This is a genomic window from Pseudomonas sp. SIMBA_068 (genome assembly GCF_046534705.1).
Lineage (GTDB): Bacteria > Pseudomonadota > Gammaproteobacteria > Pseudomonadales > Pseudomonadaceae > Aquipseudomonas > Aquipseudomonas putida.
On sequence record NZ_JAWRYI010000001.1, the window covers coordinates 139628 to 161325 of the forward strand.

17 protein-coding genes and 1 other RNA gene are annotated in these 21698 nt (G+C 63.2%); 10 read left to right on the forward strand and 8 right to left on the reverse strand.

The genetic code is table 11. The features are described from left to right. Positions 1-33 precede the first annotated feature (33 nt). Positions 34-789, forward strand: coding sequence for a GntR family transcriptional regulator (locus SB756_RS00670; protein WP_012273431.1), 756 nt, complete (start codon positions 34-36; stop codon positions 787-789). 234 nt (positions 790-1023) lie between these two features. Further along, positions 1024-1722: an aquaporin Z gene (gene aqpZ / locus SB756_RS00675; RefSeq protein WP_059395748.1), complete on the forward strand. Its 699-nt coding sequence runs from the start codon at positions 1024-1026 to the stop codon at positions 1720-1722. Here aqpZ and guaD read toward each other — a convergent pair. The 4 genes from guaD to xdhA form a co-directional block, all read right to left on the reverse strand. Further along, on the reverse strand, positions 1719-3023 hold the full coding sequence (gene guaD / locus SB756_RS00680; RefSeq protein WP_174370607.1) for a guanine deaminase: 1305 nt from the start codon (positions 3021-3023) through the stop codon (positions 1719-1721). The genes aqpZ and guaD overlap by 4 nt on opposite strands. Before the next feature lie 10 nt (positions 3024-3033). Continuing rightward, the gene (gene xdhC / locus SB756_RS00685) at positions 3034-3879 is read right to left on the reverse strand and encodes a xanthine dehydrogenase accessory protein XdhC (protein ID WP_410909979.1); all 846 of its coding nucleotides are present in this window, start codon (positions 3877-3879) and stop codon (positions 3034-3036) included. Positions 3880-4043: 164 nt separating this feature from the next. Continuing rightward, entirely contained in the window at positions 4044-6443 is a 2400-nt protein-coding gene (gene xdhB, locus SB756_RS00690; protein ID WP_341796386.1) for a xanthine dehydrogenase molybdopterin binding subunit, read from the reverse strand. Continuing rightward, positions 6436-7890 (reverse strand): xanthine dehydrogenase small subunit, encoded by a 1455-nt coding sequence (xdhA, locus tag SB756_RS00695; protein WP_410909980.1) that lies wholly within the window; start codon positions 7888-7890, stop codon positions 6436-6438. The genes xdhB and xdhA overlap by 8 nt, the downstream gene beginning before the upstream one ends. Positions 7891-8158: 268 nt before the next feature. Here xdhA and SB756_RS00700 point away from each other — a divergent pair, with 268 nt between their 5' ends. The 5 genes from SB756_RS00700 to ffs all read left to right on the forward strand — a co-directional run bounded on the left by SB756_RS00700 (position 8159) and on the right by ffs (position 16359). Continuing rightward, the gene (locus SB756_RS00700; protein WP_016498621.1) at positions 8159-8818 is read left to right on the forward strand and encodes a GntR family transcriptional regulator; all 660 of its coding nucleotides are present in this window, start codon (positions 8159-8161) and stop codon (positions 8816-8818) included. 3 nt (positions 8819-8821) lie between these two features. Further along, positions 8822-12310, forward strand: a complete 3489-nt coding sequence (smc, locus tag SB756_RS00705; protein ID WP_410909981.1) for a chromosome segregation protein SMC — start codon at positions 8822-8824, stop codon at positions 12308-12310. Positions 12311-12515: 205 nt separating this feature from the next. Next, positions 12516-13406: a cell division protein ZipA gene (zipA, locus tag SB756_RS00710; RefSeq protein WP_049272885.1), complete on the forward strand. Its 891-nt coding sequence runs from the start codon at positions 12516-12518 to the stop codon at positions 13404-13406. 232 nt (positions 13407-13638) lie between these two features. Further along, positions 13639-15969: an NAD-dependent DNA ligase LigA gene (gene ligA, locus SB756_RS00715; protein WP_341796383.1), complete on the forward strand. Its 2331-nt coding sequence runs from the start codon at positions 13639-13641 to the stop codon at positions 15967-15969. Positions 15970-16262: 293 nt separating this feature from the next. Continuing rightward, positions 16263-16359, forward strand: an RNA gene (gene ffs, locus SB756_RS00720) — signal recognition particle sRNA small type. A 28-nt stretch (positions 16360-16387) separates the two neighbouring features. Here ffs and SB756_RS00725 read toward each other — a convergent pair. Continuing rightward, complete coding sequence (locus SB756_RS00725) at positions 16388-16807, reverse strand: helix-turn-helix domain-containing protein (protein WP_341796382.1); 420 nt, start codon at positions 16805-16807, stop codon at positions 16388-16390. Positions 16808-16890: 83 nt separating this feature from the next. Here SB756_RS00725 and SB756_RS00730 point away from each other — a divergent pair, with 83 nt between their 5' ends. Beyond that, complete coding sequence (locus tag SB756_RS00730) at positions 16891-17379, forward strand: DUF2938 domain-containing protein (RefSeq protein ID WP_410910408.1); 489 nt, start codon at positions 16891-16893, stop codon at positions 17377-17379. A 15-nt stretch (positions 17380-17394) separates the two neighbouring features. Here the strand turns inward: SB756_RS00730 and SB756_RS00735 are convergent, their stop codons facing one another. Together SB756_RS00735 and SB756_RS00740 are read right to left on the reverse strand one after the other, a co-directional pair. Next, complete coding sequence (locus SB756_RS00735; protein WP_410909982.1) at positions 17395-17574, reverse strand: hypothetical protein; 180 nt, start codon at positions 17572-17574, stop codon at positions 17395-17397. 31 nt (positions 17575-17605) lie between these two features. Next, entirely contained in the window at positions 17606-17905 is a 300-nt protein-coding gene (locus SB756_RS00740) for a hypothetical protein (protein WP_410909983.1), read from the reverse strand. Positions 17906-18261: 356 nt separating this feature from the next. Between SB756_RS00740 and SB756_RS00745 the strand changes: the two genes are divergently transcribed. Beyond that, the gene (locus SB756_RS00745; RefSeq protein ID WP_145913902.1) at positions 18262-18537 is read left to right on the forward strand and encodes a hypothetical protein; all 276 of its coding nucleotides are present in this window, start codon (positions 18262-18264) and stop codon (positions 18535-18537) included. 192 nt (positions 18538-18729) lie between these two features. On the opposite strand, the gene SB756_RS00750 is transcribed toward SB756_RS00745, so the two are convergent. Beyond that, a complete protein-coding gene (locus SB756_RS00750; protein ID WP_410909984.1) occupies positions 18730-19473 on the reverse strand; it encodes a substrate-binding periplasmic protein in 744 nt (247 codons plus the stop codon). A gap of 148 nt (positions 19474-19621) precedes the next feature. Between SB756_RS00750 and dnaX the strand changes: the two genes are divergently transcribed. Then, positions 19622-21688 carry a DNA polymerase III subunit gamma/tau gene (dnaX, locus tag SB756_RS00755; RefSeq protein ID WP_341796379.1) on the forward strand — a complete coding sequence of 689 codons (2067 nt, stop codon included), beginning with the start codon at positions 19622-19624 and terminating at the stop codon, positions 21686-21688. The last annotated feature ends 10 nt before the right edge of the window (positions 21689-21698 follow it).

The following is a 21698-nucleotide window of genomic DNA, read 5'->3' on the forward strand; positions in this document are numbered from 1 at the left end:
GCGCCATACTTTCTCTTCGTGCCTCGAGAGCCCATGAACGAACAGCTGCAACCTCTGAAGAAACCTGCACGTGTCGGCAAGGCCGGCCGCAGTGGTACCCAGGACGACATCGTCTACGCGCACATTTTCGAGGCGATCCTCGAGCAGCGCCTGGCGCCGGGCACCAAGTTGAGCGAGGAAGCGCTGGGCGAAATCTTCGGCGTCAGCCGCACCATCATCCGCCGCGCCCTGTCGCGCCTGGCCCACGAAAGCGTGGTGCTGCTGCGGCCGAACCGCGGTGCAGTGGTGGCCAGCCCCACGGTAGAAGAGGCGCGCCAGGTGTTCTTCTCGCGGCGCATGGTGGAGCGGGCCATTACCGAACTGGCCGTGCAGCATGCCACCCTGGATCAGCTCAACGAACTGCGCCAGATGGTGCGCGAAGAGCGCGACAGCTTCTCTCGCGGTGATCGCGGTGCCGGCATTCGTCTTTCCGGCGAGTTCCACCTCAAGCTTGCGGAAGCCGCGGGCAATGCGCCGCTGGTGAGCTTCCAGCGCAGCCTGGTGTCGCAGACTTCGCTGATCATTGCCCAGTACGAAAGCGGCAACCGCTCGCATTGCTCGTATGACGAGCACATGCAGCTGATCGATGCCATCGAGGCGCGTGATGCCGAGCAGGCCGTGAGCCTGATGATGCACCACATGGACCACATCGACAGCAAGCTGAACCTGGACGAGGAGAGCGCCTCGGACGATCTGCACGCGGTGTTCTCGCATTTGCTGAAAAAGCCCAAGGTTTCCGCCAAGGGTTGATCGTTTGCCAAGGTGATTGAAGGGGGCTGCTTTGCAGCCCATTCGCAGCACGAGGCTGCTCCTACAGGCGTTACGCGATCCCTGTAGGAGCAGCCTTGTGCTGCGAATGGGTCGCGAGCGCCCCCCAGTCATTTCTGGCCCTAAGCCAAACGTCTGCTAAATTCTTGTGAGCAAACCTTCATCAAGCAGTTGGGCTTGCGCATTCGCTGCGTTCAACTTCTTGAGGATGGATTCATGAGCATGTCCCTCGGTAAACGCATGGGTGCCGAACTGATCGGCACCTTCTGGCTGGTCCTTGGCGGCTGTGGCAGTGCAGTACTCGCAGCCAGTTCCCCTCTCGGCATCGGTGTGCTCGGTGTCGCTTTCGCCTTCGGCCTCACCGTACTGACCATGGCGTTCGCCATCGGCCATATCTCGGGTTGCCATTTGAACCCCGCCGTGTCGTTCGGGCTAGTGGTGGGCGGGCGGTTTCCGGCCAAAGAGCTGTTGCCCTACGTGATCGCACAAGTGATTGGCGCCATCCTGGCAGCGGGTGTGATCTACCTCATCGCCAGCGGCAAGGCCGGTTTCGAGTTGTCGTCGGGATTGGCTTCAAACGGCTATGCCGACCACTCGCCCGGTGGTTATACGCTGGGTGCGGGTTTCATCAGTGAAGTGGTGATGACGGCGATGTTCCTGGTGGTGATCATGGGGGCGACCGATTCCCGGGCGCCGGCAGGTTTTGCGCCGATAGCCATCGGCCTGGCCCTGACCCTGATCCACCTGATATCGATCCCGATCACCAACACCTCGGTCAACCCCGCGCGTAGCACGGGGCCGGCCTTGTTCGTCGGGGGCTGGGCCCTGCAGCAACTGTGGCTGTTCTGGGTGGCGCCGCTGATCGGCGCTGCAATCGGCGGCGCGCTGTACCGGGGCCTTGCAAAAGAGCCTTAGCGCTGGTGCACGCAACGCCCGGCAGCGTAGGTTTCGCGCACAGTGCGGTCATCGCCCAGGGTGGTGAGCACGAACAGGGTCTCTTCGATGCTGTTGGACTGCTGAATACGGTAGTCCAGCAGCGGCGTGGCCTTGTAGTCCAGCACCACGAAGTCGGCATCGTTGCCCGGGCGCAGGCTGCCGATGCGCTCGTCCAGGCGTAGCGCGCGGGCGCCGCCGAGGGTGGCCAGGTACAGCGACTTGTACGGGTGCAGGCGCGCGCCTTGCAGCTGCATCACCTTGTACGCTTCGTTCAGGGTGTTGAGCAGCGAGAAGCTGGTGCCGGCGCCGACGTCGGTACCCAGGCCTACGTTGACCTTGAAGCGCTCAGCCTGGGGCAGGTTGAACAGGCCGCTGCCGAGGAACAGGTTGGAGGTGGGGCAGAAGGCCACGGCCGAGCCGGTTTCGGCCAGGCGCTGGCATTCGTCGTCGCACAGGTGCACGCCGTGGGCAAACACTGAGCGCTCGCCCAACAGCTCGAAGTGGTCGTACACGTCCAGGTAACCCTTCTGCTCAGGGAACAGCGACTTGACCCAGTCGATTTCCTTGAGGTTTTCCGACAGGTGCGTGTGCATGTACACGCCCGGGTGTTCCTTGAGTAACTGGCCGGCCAGGGTCAGCTGTTCGGGTGTGCTGGTCGGGGCGAAGCGCGGGGTAACTGCGTAATGCAGGCGGCCCTTGCCATGCCAGCGCTCGATCAGCGCCTTGCTCTCGGCATAGCCGGATTCGGCGGTGTCGGTCAGGTAGTCCGGGGCGTTGCGGTCCATCATCACCTTGCCGGCAATCAGGCGCAGGTCCAGGCGCTCGGCCTCTTCGAACAGGGCGTTGACCGATTCCGGGTGCACGCTACCGAACACCAATGCGGTGGTGGTGCCGTTGCGCAGCAGTTCCTTGAGGAAGATTTTCGCCACCTGGTCGGCGTGCGCTTTGTCGGCGAACTGCTTTTCGCAGGGGAAGGTGTAGGTGTTCAGCCAGTCCAGCAGTTGCTCGCCGTAAGAGCCGATCATGCCGGTTTGCGGGAAATGGATGTGGGTGTCGATAAAACCCGGGGTGATCAGCGCGTCCTGGTAGTGCTCCACCGGGATGCCTGCGTCCAGGGTCGGCAGCAGTTCGCTGGCGTGGCCAATGGCGCTGATGCGGCCATCGTCGACCACCAGCAGGCCGTCTTCGAAGTACTCATGGGAAGCCTCCAGGCCCACCTCGGCCGGGTCGGCGATGCTGTGCAGGATGGCGGCACGGTAGGCTTTACGGGTAACGGTCATAACACACTCGTCAAATAGCTTGGCTGCGCCGGGAGGGCGGCAGCAACTGGGCAATGGGGCCGGCATTGGCCGCAGCGTCGTGCTGGCCGAAGCAGGCGTTGTAGGTGGCGATGATCTCGCCGGCGATGGACACGGCGATCTCGATGGGCAGCTTGCCCTTGACCTCGGCCAGGCCCATGGGGCAGCGCATGCGGGCCATTACGGCCTCGTCATAGCCGCGCTCGCGCAGGCGGTGCTCGAACTTGACCCGTTTGGTCTTCGAGCCGATCAGGCCGAACCAGGTGAAATCGTTGCGCTTGAGAATGGCAGCGGTCAGCTCCAGGTCGAGCTGGTGGTTGTGGGTCATGACGATGCAGTAGCAGCCTGGCGGCAGGCCCGCGACTTCGTCGACCGGTTCCTCACTGACGACCTTGGTCACCCCGTTGGGGATGAGCTCGGGGAATTCCTGTTCACGCGAATCGATCCAGCGCACCCGGCAGGGCAGCGCGGCGAGCAAGGGTACCAGAGCCCGGCCGACATGGCCCGCGCCGAACACGGCGATCTGCGCCTGCACGGCGGCCATTGGCTCGAACAGCAGCACGGTGACGCCGCCACAGCACTGGCCAAGGCTGGCGCCGAGGCTGAAGCGCTCCAGGTGCGGGGTGGTGCGCTGCTCTTCAAGCATTTGCCGGGCGATGTGCAGGGCCTTGTATTCCAGGTGGCCGCCGCCGATGGTGTCGAACAGGCCACTGGCGCTGACCACCATCTTCGAGCCAGCGTTGCGCGGGGTCGAGCCGCGCTCCTCGATGATGGTCACCAGCACGCAGGCTTCGCCACGGGACTGGTGGTCGGCGAGGGCGTTGATCCATTGGTGCATGATGCAAATCCTCTTCAGTGCAACGCGGTCGGCTTTGTGTAGGAGCGGCCTTGTGCCGCGAAAGGGCTGCATGGCAGCCCCCAAAATCTTCATTCCTGTGCCGATCCTAGGGCCGCTGCGCGCCCCTTTCGCGGCACAAGGCCGCTCCTACAAGGACCGCGGCGTTACTGAGTCACAGTTTCCAACTCTGGGGCTTCAGGTTGCGCTGCAGCCACCGCCTTGCGCATCTGCTCACAACCCCACAGCACCCGCTCCGGTGTCGCCGGCGCGTCAATGTTCGGCTGCACGCGGTAGTCGGCCAGGCTGGCCACGGCATCCTTGATCGCACACCAGGCCGCAATGCCGAGCATGAACGGCGGCTCGCCCACGGCCTTGGAATGGAACACGGTGTCTTCCGGGTTCTTGCGGTTTTCCACCAGCTTCACCCGCAGGTCCAGCGGCATGTCGGCGACGGCCGGGATCTTGTAGCTGGCCGGGCCGTTGGTCATCAGTTTGCCCTTGGCGTTCCACACCAGTTCCTCGGTGGTCAGCCAGCCCATGCCCTGGATGAAGCCGCCCTCCACCTGGCCAATGTCGATGGCCGGGTTAAGCGAGTCACCCACGTCGTGCAGGATGTCGGCCCGCAGCATCTTGTATTCGCCGGTCAGGGTATCCACGATCACCTCCACGCAGGCAGCGCCGAAGGCGTAGTAGTAGAACGGCCGGCCGCGTGCCTGGCTGCGGTCGTAGAAGATTTTCGGCGTGCGATAGAACCCGGTGCTGGACAGCGACACCTGCGCGAAGTAGGCCTGCTGCACCAGTTGCTCGAAGCTGACGATCTGGTCGCGCATGCGCACATGGCCGTTGCGGAACTCGACGTCTTCTTCGGTCACCTGATAGTGCCGTGCGGCAAACTCGGTCAGGCGCCGCTTGAGGATTTCGGCAGCGTTCTGCGCTGCCTTGCCATTCAGGTCGGCGCCACTGGAGGCTGCGGTCGGCGAGGTGTTGGGTACCTTGTCGGTGTTGGTGGCGGTGATCTGTATGCGGCTGAAGTCCACCTGGAAGATCTGCGCCACTACCTGGGCCACCTTGGTGTTCAGGCCCTGGCCCATCTCGGTGCCGCCGTGGTTCAGGTGAATGCTGCCATCGGTGTAGATGTGGATCAGCGCACCGGCCTGGTTGAGGAAGGTGGCGGTGAACGAAATGCCGAACTTGACCGGCGTCAACGCCAGGCCCTTCTTCAGCACCGGGCTGTTGGCGTTGAAGCGGCGGATCGACTCGCGGCGCTCGGCGTAGTCGCTGCTGGCTTCCAGGTCGGCGGTCATCTCTTCGAGCATGTTGTGCTCGACGGTCTGGTAGTAGTGGGTAACGTTGCGTTCGGTCTTGCCATAGTAGTTGGCCTTGCGCACGGCCAGCGGGTCGCGGCCCAGGTGGCGGGCGATATGGTCCATCACCTGCTCGATGGCGACCATGCCCTGCGGGCCGCCAAAGCCGCGGTAGGCGGTGTTGGAGGCGGTGTTGGTCTTGCAGCGGTGGCCGTGCACGGTGGCATCGCCCAGGTAGTAGGCGTTGTCGGAGTGGAACATGGCGCGGTCAACGATGGAACCGGACAGGTCGGGCGAGTAGCCGCAGTTGCCGGCCAGGTCGAAATTGATGCCGTGCAGCCGGCCGGTGTCGTCAAAGCCCACGTCGTACTCGACGTAGAACGGGTGGCGCTTGCCGGTCATGGTCATGTCTTCGACCCGCGGCAGGCGCATCTTGGTGGGCTGGCCGGTCAGGCGCGCAATTACCGCGCACAGGCACGCCGGGCTGGCGGCTTGGGTTTCCTTGCCACCAAAGCCGCCTCCCATGCGGCGCATGTCCAGCACCACCTTGTTCATCGGCACGTCGAGCACTTCGGCGACCAGTTTCTGCACTTCGGTGGGGTTTTGCGTGGAGCAGTAGACGATCATGCCGCCGTCTTCGGTGGGCATTACCGAGGAAATCTGCGTTTCCAGGTAGAAGTGTTCTTGGCCGCCAATGTGCAGCGTGCCCTGAATGCGGTGTGGGGCGCTGGCCAGGGCGGTAGCGGAATCGCCGCGCTGGTGGGTGTGGCTGTCAAGCACGAAGTGCTTCTTGCGCAGCGCCTCGACCACATCCAGCACCGGCTCCAGGTCTTCGTATTCGACGATCGCGGCCATGGCCGCGCGGCGTGCGGTTTCAAGGTCGCGGGCGGCAACGGCAAGCACCGGCTGGCCGAAGAACTCGACCTTGTCGATGGCCAGCAGCGGGTCGCCGGCCACCACTGGGCCGATGTCTTTCAGGCCGGGGATGTCTTCGTGGGTGATGGCGATGCGCACACCCTCGAAGGCATAGCACGGCGTGGTGTCGATGCGCAGGATGCGCGCATGGGCGCGGTCGGCGGTGCGCGCATAGACGTGCAGCTGGTTGGGGAATTCCAGGCGGTCGTCGATGTACAGCGCCTCGCCGGATACATGCTTGTCGGCGCTGTCGTGCTTGACGCTGCGGCCCACCCCGGTGGTCAGGTCCTGGCTGAACAGCTCGGCCATCTCGGCCTGGCTCTTGGCTACGTGATGGTTAGACATAAGCGGTCACCCGGGTTTCGATGTGCGGCGTTTGCTGTTCGATGAAGTACTTGCGCAGCAGGTTCTGCGCGGTCAGCAGGCGGTATTCCTTGCTGGCGCGGAAGTCGCTGAGCGGTGTGAAGTCCTCGGCAAGGGCCTGGCAGGCACGCTCGATGGCGGCCTGGTTCCACGGCTTGCCGCGCAATGCGGCTTCGCAGGCGCGGGCCCGTTTAGGGATGGCCGCCATGCCGCCGAAGGCGATGCGCACACCACTGACCACGCCGTTTTCGATACTCAGGTTGAAGGCCGCGCATACGGCAGAAATGTCGTCGTCCAGGCGCTTGGACACTTTGTAGGCGCGGAACGCCCAGTCGCTGGTGGCGCGAGGCACGATGATCTTCTCGATGAACTCGCTGTCCTGGCGGGCAGTGATGCGGTAGTCGATGAAGTAGTCTTCCAGTGCCATGGTGCGCTGGCGCTCGCCTTGGCGCAGGACGATCTGCGCGTCCAGGGCAATCAGCAAGGGAGGCGAGTCGCCGATGGGCGAGGCGTTGCCGATATTGCCGCCCAGGGTGCCCTGGTTGCGAATCTGCAGCGAGGCGAAGCGGTGCAGCAGGTCGCCGAAGTCCGGGTACTCCTCGTGGAGTGCGCCGTAGCAGTCGGTAAGCGGGGTGGCCGCGCCGATTTCCAGGTGGCTGGGGGTTTTTTCGATGCGCTTGAGCTCGGCCACGTGGCCGACATAAATCATCACCGGCAAGGTCTTGTGGAACTGGGTCACTTCCAGGGCCAGGTCGGTACCGCCGGCCAGCAGGCGGGCTTCGGGGTGTGAGCTGTACAGGTCGGCCAGGTCGGCCACGGTCAGGGGCACCAGGCAACGCTTGTCGCCGCTGTTCAGCTCGCCCGTCTGGGTCGGCGTAATGGCCTTGAGGCGGCTGATGGTGTGCGCCTGCTGGGCATCGAACTGGTCGCGGCAGGGCTGGCGGCAGCTCTGCTCGGCGGCGTCGAGGATCGGGCGGTAACCGGTGCAGCGGCACAGGTTGCCGGCCAGGGCTTCCTGGGCCTGGTGCAGGTCAGGGCCGCTGCTGTTCTTTTGCAGGGCGAACAGCGACATGACAAAGCCTGGGGTGCAGAAGCCGCATTGCGAGCCATGGCAATCGGCCATGGCCTGTTGCACGCTGTGCAGTTGGCCCTGATGCTTGAGGCCTTCGACGCTGATCAGTTGCTTGCCGTGCAGCGACGAGACAAAGGTGAGGCACGAGTTGAGGCTGCGGTAGCGCAGGCTGTCGTTGCCTTGTTCGTCCTGGGTCAATTCGCCGACGACCACGGTGCAGGCGCCGCAGTCACCACTGGCGCAGCCCTCCTTGGTGCCGGGTTTGCCCAAGTGCTCGCGCAGGTACTGCAGCACCGTCATGTTCGGGTCCAGGGCGTGCTCACTACGCAGCTCCTGGTTGACGAGAAACTGGATCACGGGGATGGCCTCGCAATGGTTTTATTGTTGTTGGGCGGACTCTAAGCAACACCTGTCCAGCAGGTCAATATTTTTCTGACTCAAAGGTCAAGAAATTGCTCATGCCACCGCCCGGCCGAATACATTGCCCATACAACAAGCATAGATCGCGCCGGGCGCACGGCTGTCTGGCTGGTCAAATAAACCGCCAGGCCCCTCTGCGCGATTACCGCCCAAATACGCTACAATCCGCCCCTTGTGCCCAGTTCAATGATTTTGAAGGAAAACCATGACGTTCAAGGCCCCGGACAGCCTCTCCGAGCAGATTGCCGATTACCTGGCCGAACGCATCATCCGCGGCGAGCTGGCGCCAGGCGAGCGTATCCAGGAGCAGAAGGTGACCCTGGCCCTGAATGTCAGCCGTGGCTCGGTGCGCGAAGCGTTGTTGATCCTCGAGCGCCGGCACTTGGTGGCGATCTTGCCGCGTCGGGGTGCCCACGTGACCGTGCTGGACGAGCGCAGCGTGCGCAGCCTCTGTTCCTTGATGGGCGAGTTCTACATCCTGCTGGGCAATGCGGTTGCGCAAAAATGGCGCACCGACGCCGACCTGCGCCCGTTTCTGGATATTCAGCAGCGCCTGCAGCGTGCCCATGACCAGCTCGACATCAAGACGTTTGTCGCCGATAGCTTCGCGGTGATGCGCGCAGCCTATCCGTTCGCCGACAACCCGTTCCTGCAGGAAACCGTGGAAAACCTGCAGCCGGCCATGAGCCGTGCCTACTACCTGTCGCTGGACCAGCGCCAGGCCAACATGATCGACTACCTCGACCTGTTCGCCCGCCTGCTCGACGCCGTTGTCGCACGCGACCTGCCGCGCATTCGCGAGGTGCTTACCGCCTATGGCCAGCGCAGCTGCGAACTGGTGCTGGCGGCGCTGGCCCGAGGCTGACCGATGCGCCTGAAGTGCATTCGCCTGGCCGGCTTCAAGTCGTTCGTCGACCCGACCACGGTCAATTTCCCCAGCAACATGGCGGCCGTGGTCGGCCCCAATGGCTGCGGCAAGTCCAACATCATCGACGCGGTGCGCTGGGTGATGGGCGAGAGCTCGGCAAAAAACCTGCGCGGCGAGTCGATGACCGATGTCATCTTCAACGGCTCCAGCGGCCGCAAGCCGGTCAGCCAGGCCAGCATCGAGCTGGTGTTCGACAACAGCGAAACCACCCTGGTAGGCGAGTACGCCGCTTACGCCGAAATTTCGATCCGCCGCAAGGTCACGCGCGACGGGCAGAACAGCTATTACCTCAACGGCACCAAGTGCCGTCGACGCGACATCACTGATATTTTCCTCGGTACCGGCCTGGGGCCGCGCAGCTATTCGATCATCGAGCAGGGGATGATCTCCAAGCTGATCGAGGCCAAGCCCGAGGAGCTGCGCAACTTTATCGAGGAAGCCGCTGGCATCTCCAAGTACAAGGAGCGCCGCCGCGAAACCGAGAACCGCATCCGCCGCACCCAGGAAAACCTGGCACGCCTGACCGACCTGCGCGAAGAGCTGGAACGCCAGCTGGAGCGCCTGCACCGCCAGGCCCAGGCGGCGGAGAAGTACCGCGAGTACAAGGCCCAGGAGCGCCAGTCGAAGGCGCGCCTGTCGGCCTTGCGCTGGCGCGGCCTGGACGAGCAGGTGCGCCAGCGCGAGTCGGTGATTGGCGACCAGGATGTCTCTCATGAGGCGTTGGTGGCCGAGCAGCGCAACGCCGATGCCAGCATCGAGCGCCTGCGCGATGGCCACCATGAATTGTCCGAACGCTTCAACCAGGTGCAGGGCCGCTTCTACTCGGTAGCCGGTGACATTGCCCGGGTCGAACAGAGTATCCAGCACGGCCAGCAGCGCCTGCGCCAGTTGCAGGACGACTTCAAGGAAGCCGAGCGCACACGCCTGGAGACCGAATCGCACCTGGGCCACGACCGCACCTTGCTGGCCACCCTGGGCGAAGAGCTGGCCATGCTCGAACCTGAGCAGGAAATGACCCTGGCTGCCGCTGAAGAGGCCGCTGCGGCCCTTGAAGAAGCCGAGTCGGGCATGCACGGCTGGCAGGAGCAGTGGGACAGCTTCAACAGCCGCTCCGCCGAGCCACGCCGCCAGGCCGAAGTACAGCAGGCGCGCCTGCAACAGCTGGAAGCCAGCCTGGAGCGTTTGGCCGAGCGCCAGCGCAAGCTGGGCGAGGAGCGCGAGCAGCTGGGTAGCGACCCGCAGGACGCGGCCATGCTCGAATTGGCCGAGCAACTGGCCAGCAGTGAAATGCTGCTGGAAGAACTGCAGCTGTCCGAAGAGCAGGTAGTGGAGCGCCTGGAAGGCGCGCGCGAGCAACTGCAACAGGCCACCCAGGCCCAGCAGCAGGCGCAGGGCGACCTGCAGCGCCTGGGTGGTCGACTGGCCTCGCTTGAAGCCTTGCAGCAGGCCGCCCTGGAACCGGGCGCCGGTGCTGCAGACTGGCTGCAAGGCCAAGGCCTGGAACAACAGCCACGCCTGGCTGAAGGCTTGCGGGTAGAGCCGGGTTGGGAGTTGGCAGTAGAAACGGTGCTTGGCGCCGATCTGCAGGCCGTGCTGGTGGATGATTTCGATACGCTCGATTTCACAGGCCTTGAGCAAGGTGAACTGCGCTTGCTGCAGGCCAGCGGCAAGTGTGCGTCGTTGCCCGGCAGCCTGCTGGAAAAGGTCGAGGGCCGTATCGACCTGGCGCCCTGGCTGGGCCAGGTCAAACCTGTGGACGACCTGGCCCAGGCGCTGGCGCAGCGCGCGTCGCTTGGCGAAGGGCAGAGCCTGGTCAGCCGCGATGGCTACTGGGTAGGCCGGCACTTCCTGCGGGTGCGCCGCGGTGGTGAAGCTGAAGGCGGCGTGCTGGCGCGCGGCCAGGAGATCGAGCGCCTGGGCCTGGAGCAACATGAGCAGGAAGCGGCACTGGAGCAGTTGGAGCAACAACTGCAGGCCCTGCGCGAGCAGCAGCTGGACCTGGAAGAGCAGCGCGAACAGCTGCGCCGCCGCACCCAGGAAGAAAACCGTCTGCATGGCGAACTGAACGCCAGCCTGTCGGCCAGCCGTGCCCGCGCCGAGCAGGTCGAGTTGCGCCGTCGACGGCTGCTTGAAGAACTGGCCGAGCTCGAAGAGCAGCGCGCCCTGGAGCATGAGCAGCTAGGTGAAGCGCGCTTGCTGCTGCAGGAAGCCCTGGAGCTGATGGCCCAGGATACTGAGCAGCGTGAGCAGTTGATGGCCCGCCGCGACACCCTGCGCGAAGGCCTCGACCGGGTGCGCCAGGAGGCTCGCCAGCACAAGGACCACGCCCACCAGTTGGCCGTGCGCCTAGGCTCGTTGCGTGCCCAGCACGACTCCACCCGTCAGGCTCTGGAGCGCCTGGAGCAGCAGGCTGCGCGCCTTACCGAGCGCCAGGAGCAACTGAGCCTGAACCTGGAAGAGGGCGAGGCCCCCCAGGAAGAACTGCGCCTGAAGCTCGAAGAGCTGCTGGAGCGGCGCATGAGCGTTGACGAGGAAATGCGCAAGGCCCGCCTGCACATGGACGAAGCCGACCGCGAACTGCGTGATGCCGAAAAACGCCGCACCCAGGCCGAGCAGCAAGCCCAACTGCTGCGCGGCCAGCTGGAAACACTGCGCCTGGAGTGCCAGGGCCTGGATGTACGACGCAAAACCCTGCAGGAGCAGTTGCTGGCCGATGGCTACGACCTGCAAGGCGTGCTCGCCACCCTGGAGGCCGAGGCCAGCGAGCAGGGCACCGAACAGGAACTGGAGCAGCTTGAAGCACGCATCCAGCGCCTGGGCGCGATCAACCTGGCCGCCATCGAGGAATATGAACAGCAGTCCGAGCGCAAGCGCTACCTGGACGCGCAGGACGCCGACCTGGTCGAAGCCCTGGAGACCCTGGAAAACGTCATCCGCAAGATCGACAAGGAAACGCGCAACCGCTTCAAGGATACCTTTGATCAGATAAATGCCGGATTACAGGCACTTTTCCCAAAAGTTTTCGGTGGTGGCAGCGCTTATCTGGAACTGACGGGCGAAGATCTACTCGATACAGGGGTGACGATCATGGCGCGACCACCGGGCAAGAAGAACAGCACCATCCATCTGCTGTCCGGTGGCGAGAAGGCACTGACCGCTTTGGCGCTGGTGTTTGCCATCTTCAAGTTGAACCCCGCACCGTTCTGCATGCTCGACGAGGTCGACGCACCGCTGGACGATGCCAACGTCGGGCGCTATGCGCGCCTGGTCAAGGAAATGAGTGAAAGCGTGCAGTTCATCTACATCACGCATAACAAGATTGCCATGGAGATGGCGGACCAATTGATGGGGGTGACCATGCATGAACCAGGTTGTTCACGTCTTGTTGCAGTTGATGTGGAGGCGGCCATGGCCATGGTCGACGCTTGATGTGCGACGATGGGGGCACATTCTGGAACGAAATGCCCCCGTCATGTGCGACAGACGGTGTAAAGTTGTCTTTGGTCGTGCTAGCTTAATGTCACTCGTTTTTTGCGTGGGTAAAACGCCTGTCAGAACATAGAGTTGGCGCCACGTGTTAAAGGGCTTTGAACCCTTTGTTTTCAAGCATATTTTTATAGAGGCACGGGATTACATGGAAATCGGTCTGCGCGAGTGGCTGATCGTCATCGGCATCATTGTCATTGCCGGGATTCTTTTCGACGGCTGGCGCCGCATGCGCGGCGGGAAAGGCAAGTTGAAATTCCGTCTGGATCGCAGTTATTCCAACCAGCCGGACGAAGAGGGTGGCAGCGCCGAAGTGCTCGGCCCGTCGCGTGTGCTGGACACCCACAAGGAGCCTGAGCTGGACGAAAGCGACCTGCCGTCGCTCAGCGCTTCTTCGCGTGATCGCGAACGCGAGCCCAAGCCGGCCAAGGCCAGCAAGCGCAACAAGCGCGCCACCGCAGCGGCGGATGTGCAGCAGGGTGACCTGAACCTGAGTGCCGACACGCGCGAGCCGGACCTGTTTGCCGACAGCGATGACGACTTTGCCGCCGACAACACCCGCAGCAGCAGCCCGGCGCCTGCCACCAGCCTCAAGGAGCTGCCACCGGCCGAGGAAGTGCTGGTGATCAGCGTGATCTCCCGTGACGAAGGCGGCTTCAAAGGCCCGGCACTGCTGCAGAACATTCTGGAAAGCGGCCTGCGCTTCGGCGAAATGGACATCTTCCACCGCCACGAGAGCATGGCCGGCCACGGCGAAGTGCTGTTCTCCATGGCCAACGCGGTGAAACCTGGCGTGTTCGACCTGGACGATATCGACCACTTCAGCACCCGTGCGGTGAGCTTCTTCCTTGGCCTGCCGGGCCCGCGTCATCCGAAGCAGGCCTTCGACGTGATGGTCGCCGCGGCGCGCAAACTGGCCCACGAACTCAACGGCGAGCTCAAGGACGACCAGCGCAGCGTGCTGACGGCCCAGACCATCGAGCACTACCGCCAGCGCATCGTCGAGTTCGAGCGCCGTGCGCTGACCCAGAAGCGCTGACAGATCCAGACGAAAGAGCAGCCTGAGGGCGTGCTGGTCGGTTCGGGAGTTACTGCCCGACCCGGCCCTGTCGCCGGCAAGCCAGCTCTCAAAGGTGTATCACTGCCTTCCAGGCTCGTGGTGTACCTGTGGGAGCTGGCTTGCCGGCGACAGGGCCGGGTCAGGCAGTTACCAATCCAGGCCCCAGGCACCACCCCAGGCTGCTCTTTTTGCTTTGCAAGAGACCCTGAAAATGACCGCCGAAACCCGTATCCACGAACTGCGTGCCGAACTCGACCAGCACAACTACCGCTACTACGTGCTCGACGAACCCAGCGTGCCCGATGCCGAGTACGACCGCCTGTTCAACGAACTGAAGGCGCTTGAGGCTGAAAACCCCCACCTGGTAACCCCCGATTCGCCAACCCAGCGCGTCGGCGGCCAGGCTTTGTCCGCCTTCAGCCAGGTGCGCCACGAAGTGCCCATGCTCAGCCTGGGCAACGCCTTCGAAGAAACCGACCTGCGTGAGTTCGGTCGCCGCGTGGTAGAAGGCCTCGACCAGCCCGGTGCGGTCGACTACAGCTGCGAGCCCAAGCTCGACGGCCTGGCGGTGAGCCTGCTGTACCGCGACGGCCAGCTGGTGCAGGGCGCCACCCGTGGTGACGGCACCACCGGCGAGGATATCAGCGCCAACGTGCGCACCGTGCGCAACATCCCGCTCAAACTGCAGGGCCAGGGCTGGCCGGCGGTGCTGGAGGTACGCGGTGAGGTGTACATGAGCAAGGCTGGTTTCGACCGGCTCAATGCGGCCCAGGCCGAAGCCGGCGGCAAGACCTTCGCCAACCCGCGCAACGCCGCCGCCGGCAGCCTGCGTCAGCTGGACTCGAAGATTACCGCCAGCCGCCCCCTGGAGTTCTGCTGCTATGGCGTTGGCCAGGTGTCCGAGAGCATCGGCGACAGCCACATCGGCACCCTCGAGCAGCTCAAGGCCTGGGGCCTGCCGATCAGTCGCGAGCTCAGGCACGCTGCCGGCATCGATGAATGCCTGGCCTACTACCGCGACATTGGCGAGCGGCGCAATAGCCTGCCTTACGAAATCGACGGCGTGGTGTTCAAGGTCAACAGCCTGGCGGCCCAGCGCGAGCTGGGTTTCCGTGCCCGTGAGCCACGCTGGGCGATTGCCCACAAGTTCCCGGCCATGGAAGAGCTGACCGAGGTGCTGGACGTCGAGTTCCAGGTTGGCCGCACAGGTGCCGTAACGCCTGTGGCGCGCCTGAAGCCGGTCAAGGTGGCCGGTGTGACCGTGTCCAACGCCACGTTGCACAACATGGACGAAATCGCCCGCCTGGGCCTGCGCATTGGTGACACGGTGATCATCCGCCGTGCCGGTGACGTGATCCCGCAGGTGATGCAAGTCGTGCTGGAGCGCCGCCCGGAAGATGCCCGCCCGGTACAAGTGCCGAGCGAGTGCCCGGTGTGTGGCTCGCAGGTCGAACGCACCCAGCTGGTCAAGCGCAGCAAAGGCAAGGCAACTACCAGCGAAGGTGCGGTGTACCGCTGTGTCGGTCGCCTGGCCTGTGGTGCCCAGCTCAAGCAGGCGATCATTCACTACGTGTCGCGCCGTGCCATGGACATTGACGGCCTGGGTGAGAAAAGCGTCGAGCAGTTGGTGGATGAAGGCCTGATCGGCTCGCCGGCAGACCTGTACAAACTGGAATTCGAGCAGGTTGTCGGGCTTGAAGGCTTTGCCGAGGTGTCCAGCAAGAAGTTGCTCGATGCCATCGAAGCCAGCAAGCGCCCGAGCCTGGCGCGCTTCATCTACGCCCTGGGCATTCCGGACGTAGGCGAAGAGACCGCCAAGGTACTGGCCCGCTCGCTGGGTAGCCTGGCGCGCGTGCAGCAGGCGCTGCCGCAGGTGCTTACCTACCTGCCGGACATCGGCCTGGAAGTGGCCTACGAGATTCACAACTTCTTCGAAGACGAGCACAACCAGAAGGTCATTGAGCAGCTTCTGGCCAGCGGCATGCAATTACAGGACGAAGGCGAACTGGCTGCCGAATTCGCTGCCAGCACCACCTTGGCCGGGATGATCGCCAAGCTCGACATCGCCTCGGTCGGCCCGACCGGTGCCGAGAAGCTGGTGGCCAAGCTCGACAGCCTGGACAAGATCATCGCCGCCGACGGCATCGACCTGCGCCAGGCCCTGGCCGCCAAGCAGGCTGACGCAGTGCGTGAGTTCTTCAAGGATGAAGCGAATCAAAAGCTGGCGCGGGATATCGAAGCCCAGTTGCTGGCGTTCGGCATGCATTGGAGCAGCGAGAAGAAGGTGGCCGAAGGCTTGCCGCTGGCTGGCCAGACCTGGGTGCTGACCGGCACCCTGGAACGCATGAGCCGCGACATCGCCAAGGACAAGCTGGAAAGCCTGGGCGCCAAGGTGGCCGGTTCGGTGTCTGGCAAGACCCACTGCGTGGTGGCAGGGCCGGGGGCAGGGTCCAAGCTTGCCAAGGCCGCTGAGCTGGGCGTGAAGGTGCTGGACGAAGATGCCTTCGTCACATTCCTGGCCGAACAGGGCATTACTATCTGAAGCCCTGCGCTATCCCCGGCCCCAACATTCTGGCCCGATACCAAGAACCAGAAGCTTGTACGGTCCCTGTAGGAGCAGGCTTGCCGGCGATCACCGGCAAAGCCGGTGCCATCCACGGCGCTGCCTTCTTCGCGGGCGCGCCCGCTCCCACAGGTTTGCGCGCCAGCTCAGCGACCATGCGCCTGACAAGTCATTGAGAAATGATGACTTTTTCTGCCTCAGAGGTTGTATCTGCCCTCAAGACCGGTACAATGGCGCCACTCGCTGCTCAGCGAGGCATGTAGTGGTGGCCCCGTCGGTCCCCCCGCATTGATTACCCGTTAACCTGGTCAGGCCCGGAAGGGAGCAGCCATAGCGGGAACATCGAGTGCCGGGGTGTGGCTGGTGGGGCCGCCTCCATTTCTGGGGTCGGAAAACCTCAATCTGCAACGAACGCCTTCGTTCTTGCCTGCTTCTCGCCCAATGCTCCGGCCGCCGAGAGCTTCATCAGCCGCTGGAATTTCGGGCATGCCAGATGATCTTGTTCAGGACACTGCGCCGCATGCCGCAATCCCTTGCTCATCGCTTGCATCCGCCTGATTCGCGCATCCAGTTCGTCCGCCTTGGCGATCAGCATCTGCCGGTCGACCTGCAGGTCCACCAGCATCGCCCCCACTTCATCCAGCGAAAACCCCGCAGCCTGCCCCAAGGCGATCAGTGCCAGCCGGTCTGCCACATCAGCCGCAAACTGCCGCCGCTGGCCGCGCCCGGCCAGCGACTTGAGCAAGCCTTTCTTCTCGTAGTAACGCAGTGTCGATGCGGGTACGCCTGTGCGTTTGGCGACGTCGGCAATGTCCATTTCCGGTCCTTGACTTGAAGTTGACTTCAACTTCTATGCTGCGCGGCATGGGTATTGACCGTCAACCTTCGAGGGCTTGTTCAATGACGTTAACTGCGATGTTTCTAGCTGCTTTGCCGATTGGCATCGGTGCCACTGTGGTGATGGACCTGTGGGGGCTGCTGCTGAGGCGGTTGGGTGTGGCAACGCTGAACTTTGCCATGGTCGGGCGTTGGGCAGGACATTTGCTAGGCGGGCGTGTGTCGCACCAAGCGATTGCCAAAGCGGAACCGGTGCGAAATGAGTTGGCGTGGGGATGGGTGATTCATTACGCCACTGGCGTGCTTTTCGCGTTGCTGCTGGTTTTGATCGCAGGGGAGAGCTGGTTGCGGTCACCTACTCTTTTGCCAGCAGTAGCTGTGGGTGTGGGTACAGTCGTGGCACCGCTGTGCTTCATGCAGCCGGCGATGGGGGCGGGGTTCTTTGCGTCCAGAACGCCGACACCTGCGCGTAACTGCCTGAAGAGCCTGGCCACGCATTTTGTGTTTGGTGTGGGGTTGTTCTTGAGTGCGGGTTTACTTGCTTTAGTGTGACGGCAGGGAGTTGGGTCAGAGCGAGCGCAAAATCAGCATACCTGCTAACAGCAGTACCCCTGTAGAGGTTGCGCCGATGTAAAAAAGGAGCACACCCGTCCATGGCGAAGACGCTCGAAGGTTGCGCATTTCTTCGGCGAACGCTTCTGCTTCATTCAGTGCTGTTCTGGTGTGATCCTGGGCGGCGCGGTGCATGTGTTACTCCTTGTGCTGGATTAATCGAAGCTCAGAGCTTGCTGGCCACTGCCATTACGCCAACTATGGTTGTTACAACTGCTGAACCCGTTGCGATTGGGTACCAGAACGCCTCCAGCCGGAGCTTACGCGCTTCTGCTACAAATTTCTGTGCTTCGGCCCTTAACTTGCGGCCTTCATTTTGTAACTTCTCAAGTTCGAGATGTTCACGATCATCCTGATGCATCGGGCTGTCTATTCTGTTGCGGCGAAGGTGCCAGGGGCGGGCTTGATTGTGTGTGGTTTGGTTCGGCCGCGAAACCGCCGTCTTCCATTGAGTGTTGTAGTCCAATTGCGATCAAGTTCGTCAGGCACGTCACGTCGGAGTAATTTTAGACGGATCTGATATCAATCGAAGAAAGCTCCTACACGTCAGGTAGGTATAGCGAATTATCCTACGATCTCCGTCGACTCCCGTCTGATTGTCCCGGTCAACCTCGCCCACTAGGCTTTCGCGGTCGCTGTCAGTTCAGCGATCGGGTGTGGAAGCCTGGGCGGCACACGGGACAGTTGTCATTTATGGCGGCTGTGCGCGGGAGGTATTCGTACCTGCCGGGTCTACCGTGTGCCTGGTCTTCCACCCCGCGTACAGTTGCCACCCTAATGCGTGGAAGCAGAAGGGGACAACACAGCCAACACGGAGCTGTCATGAAAAAGCTGGTCCCCGATCCGCCCCACGTCTTCGATCTTCCCCAAGGCAAATCCCTTTCCCGCGCCATCAGCGAAGGCATCGTGCCGATGGAGTTCGCGCTGATGAATGTTTCCCACTACCTGATGTTCGCCTACAGCGATAGCCGTCGGGCGCTTGAGCGCATTCAGGACGAAGAAACCAGGCAATTGCTGGAGCATGGGTTGCGGGCCATGCAGATTGCCTGGGGGCAGGCGGATGCGGTCAGCTTGGCGTTTGAACGCAAAGGCCAGTGATGTTTGGTTTGCATTAGAGATTTTGAGTGTGCCGCACAACTCCGTGGGAGCGGGCATGCCCGCGAAGAACATTACCCGGTGGATGGCACCGGCTATGCCGGTGTTCGCGGGCATGCCCGCTCCCACAGGGTTTGCCCAAGCGTTCACAAGTTGAGAAGGGCAGTAAGTTGTGCCGGCATTATGCTGGGCATTTCAGGGCCGGGCCACAGACATGTTGTCCGGGTCGCCCGCTCCCCCATACCGCTGCACAATCCGCTCGATCTCCCCCGACTGCTTCATTTTTACCAGCGCCCGCAACAGCGCTTGTGTCGGTATCGCCGGGTCGTTGCGCACCATGCACCCCAAATCCTGTTCTTCCAGCACCGCCAGCGCCTGCAATTGCTGCTCGGCTGGCAAGCCTTGGTTGAACCACTGCAAAGACAGCTGGTTGCTCACCGCATGCCGATACCGCCCGGCCTGAAGCTTTTGCAGCACCAGCAACTGGCTGCGGCTGTCCTCACGGTGCAGCTGGCCCTTGTCCAGCAGCGGTTGCAGGGTTGAATAGGTGTAGCCCAGCACCGTGCCGATAGCCTGGGGTGGCAGCTGCTCTGGCGGCATCGGGGTGCTGTCACTGGCGCGGCCAACCAGCACGTCGCGCTGGTGAATCAGCGGGATACTCCACACAAAATTCCCCGGGCGGTCATTGAGCCATCGGGTGCTGACGTAGCAACGCACATCGATGTCGCCGCTGCTCATGGCCTCCTCCAGGCGCAGGCGGGCCATGACGTGATACTCGGGACGAGCGCCCACTTCCTTGGCAACGGCCTGTGTCAGGTCGTAAAGCAACCCCTCCACTGGCTGGTCGCCTTCGAGGCGCACCAGTGGCATGCTCCAGCTCTCTGCCACCGAGAAACGCAGCACCGGCTGTTCCGCCAGGCTGTAAGCGGACCAGAGCATCAGAAGCGCCAGCAGAATTGGCAAAGGCGTATCCTCCCTGAACAACGCGCCTGTCTCAAAGCGTAGACGACGCGCGCAGGGTGCAATTTTGCCCCCGCTCCGCTAGCATTAGCGATCTTCCGCTCTATCAGGCTACGATGGTTTTTCGATGAGTTATCAGGTTCTTGCACGTAAATGGCGTCCGCGCTCGTTCCGCGAAATGGTCGGCCAGGCCCATGTGCTGAAGGCCTTGATCAATGCCTTGGACAATCAGCGCCTGCACCATGCCTACCTGTTCACCGGTACCCGGGGCGTGGGCAAGACCACCATCGCCCGTATTATCGCCAAGTGCCTGAACTGTGAGACCGGCATCACCTCCACGCCATGTGGCACCTGTTCGGTGTGCCGTGAAATCGACGAAGGCCGCTTCGTTGACCTGATCGAGATCGACGCCGCCAGCCGCACCAAGGTCGAGGACACCCGCGAACTGCTGGACAACGTGCAGTACGCCCCGAGCCGTGGGCGCTTCAAGGTCTACCTGATCGACGAAGTGCACATGCTCTCGACCCACTCGTTCAACGCCTTGCTCAAGACGCTGGAAGAGCCGCCGCCCTACGTCAAGTTCATCCTCGCCACCACCGACCCGCAGAAGCTGCCGGCCACCATCCTGTCGCGCTGCCTGCAGTTCTCGCTGAAGAACATGAGCCCGGAGCGGGTGGTTGAACACCTCAGCCACGTACTGGCTGCCGAAAACGTGCCGTTCGAGCCGGATGCCCTGTGGCTGCTGGGCCGTGCGGCCGATGGCTCGATGCGTGACGCCATGAGCCTTACCGACCAGGCCATCGCCTTTGGCGAAGGCAAGGTGCTGGCCGCGGATGTGCGGGCCATGCTTGGTAGCCTTGATCATGGCCAGGTCTATGGCGTGTTGCAGGCGTTGCTCGAAGGCGATGCCCGGGCATTGCTGGAGGCCGTGCGCAACCTGGCCGAGCAGGGCCCGGACTGGGCTGGGGTGCTGGCCGAAATGCTTAACGTGCTGCACCGTGTGGCCATTGCCCAGGCGCTGCCTGAAGCGGTGGACAACGGCCAGGGCGACCGTGAGCGGGTGCTGGCGCTGGCTTCGGCCTTGCCGGCCGAAGACGTGCAGTTCTATTACCAGATGGGCCTGATCGGTCGCCGAGACCTGCCGTTGGCACCAGACCCGCGTGGTGGCTTCGAGATGGTCCTGCTGCGCATGCTGGCGTTCCGCCCGGCCGATACCGACGATGCGCCGAAACCGGTGCTAAAGCCAGTGGGGATCAGCCTAGCCACAGCTGATCCTGCAGCGCCGGTGGCAGCCTCGGCGTCGGCTGAGCCCTCATCGTCTGTCGCGGCAGAGCCTGTAGCGGCCGCCCCACAGCTGGAAGTGCCTGCACCTGCGACAGCCGACCATGAGCCGGAGGCCGAGCCAGACGTTGAGCTGCAGGCCGAGATCGAGGCCATTTCCGTACCCGAGCCAGTTGCGGAGGTGGTCGACCTGCCGTGGGAAGAGCCGGCAGTTGCACCCGCACCGGTAGCCGCTGAACCTGCGCCTGTGCCCGTACCAGCGCCCGAGCCTGTAGCCCCCGCGCCGGCACCACAGGCCACCCCGACCCACGACGAGCCGCCTTTCGACCCCTCCGCCTACGCAGCCGTAGGCATGGATCGCGACGATGAGCCGCCGCTGGACGAAGACTATTACGGTGGTGAAAGCGACCCGGTCGGTTTCAGCTACCTGGACGAGTTGGCCGAACATGTTCAGGAGGACGTGTCCAAGCCTGCGGCCGAACCGCTGCCGGCAGCCAAGCCGGCCACCGGGCTGGCCCTGCAATGGCTGGAATTATTCCCACAGTTGCCTGTGTCCGGGATGACAGGCAACATCGCGGCAAACTGTACGCTGATTGCCGCCGATGGCGACGATTGGCTGCTGCACCTGGACCCTGGCCAGGGCGCGCTGTTCAACACGACCCAACAGCGGCGCCTGAACGAAGCGCTCAACCAGCACCTGGGGCGCACGCTGAACCTGCGGATCGAGCTGATCCTGCCCGAGCAGGAAACCCCGGCCCAGGCGGCGTCGCGCAAGCGCGCAGAGCGCCAGCAGGACGCCGTAACCTCGATCGAGCAGGATCCGTTGATCCAGCAGATGATCAAGTTGTTCGGTGCCAAGGTGCGGCAGGATACTATTGAGCCTGTAGAGGCCCTGGCCAAACAGGGCCAGTAACGGATAACCA

Coding starts and splice junctions, on each gene's coding strand:
- SB756_RS00670 (WP_012273431.1), top strand. CDS start 34: ATGAACGAACAGCTGCAACCTCTGAAGAAACCTGCACGTGTCGGCAAG.
- aqpZ (WP_059395748.1), top strand. CDS start 1,024: ATGAGCATGTCCCTCGGTAAACGCATGGGTGCCGAACTGATCGGCACC.
- guaD (WP_174370607.1), bottom strand. CDS start 3,023: ATGACCGTTACCCGTAAAGCCTACCGTGCCGCCATCCTGCACAGCATC.
- xdhC (WP_410909979.1), bottom strand. CDS start 3,879: ATGCACCAATGGATCAACGCCCTCGCCGACCACCAGTCCCGTGGCGAA.
- xdhB (WP_341796386.1), bottom strand. CDS start 6,443: ATGTCTAACCATCACGTAGCCAAGAGCCAGGCCGAGATGGCCGAGCTG.
- SB756_RS00700 (WP_016498621.1), top strand. CDS start 8,159: ATGACGTTCAAGGCCCCGGACAGCCTCTCCGAGCAGATTGCCGATTAC.
- smc (WP_410909981.1), top strand. CDS start 8,822: ATGCGCCTGAAGTGCATTCGCCTGGCCGGCTTCAAGTCGTTCGTCGAC.
- zipA (WP_049272885.1), top strand. CDS start 12,516: ATGGAAATCGGTCTGCGCGAGTGGCTGATCGTCATCGGCATCATTGTC.
- ligA (WP_341796383.1), top strand. CDS start 13,639: ATGACCGCCGAAACCCGTATCCACGAACTGCGTGCCGAACTCGACCAG.
- SB756_RS00725 (WP_341796382.1), bottom strand. CDS start 16,807: ATGGACATTGCCGACGTCGCCAAACGCACAGGCGTACCCGCATCGACA.
- SB756_RS00730 (WP_410910408.1), top strand. CDS start 16,891: ATGACGTTAACTGCGATGTTTCTAGCTGCTTTGCCGATTGGCATCGGT.
- SB756_RS00735 (WP_410909982.1), bottom strand. CDS start 17,574: ATGCACCGCGCCGCCCAGGATCACACCAGAACAGCACTGAATGAAGCA.
- SB756_RS00745 (WP_145913902.1), top strand. CDS start 18,262: ATGAAAAAGCTGGTCCCCGATCCGCCCCACGTCTTCGATCTTCCCCAA.
- SB756_RS00750 (WP_410909984.1), bottom strand. CDS start 19,473: ATGCTCTGGTCCGCTTACAGCCTGGCGGAACAGCCGGTGCTGCGTTTC.
- dnaX (WP_341796379.1), top strand. CDS start 19,622: ATGAGTTATCAGGTTCTTGCACGTAAATGGCGTCCGCGCTCGTTCCGC.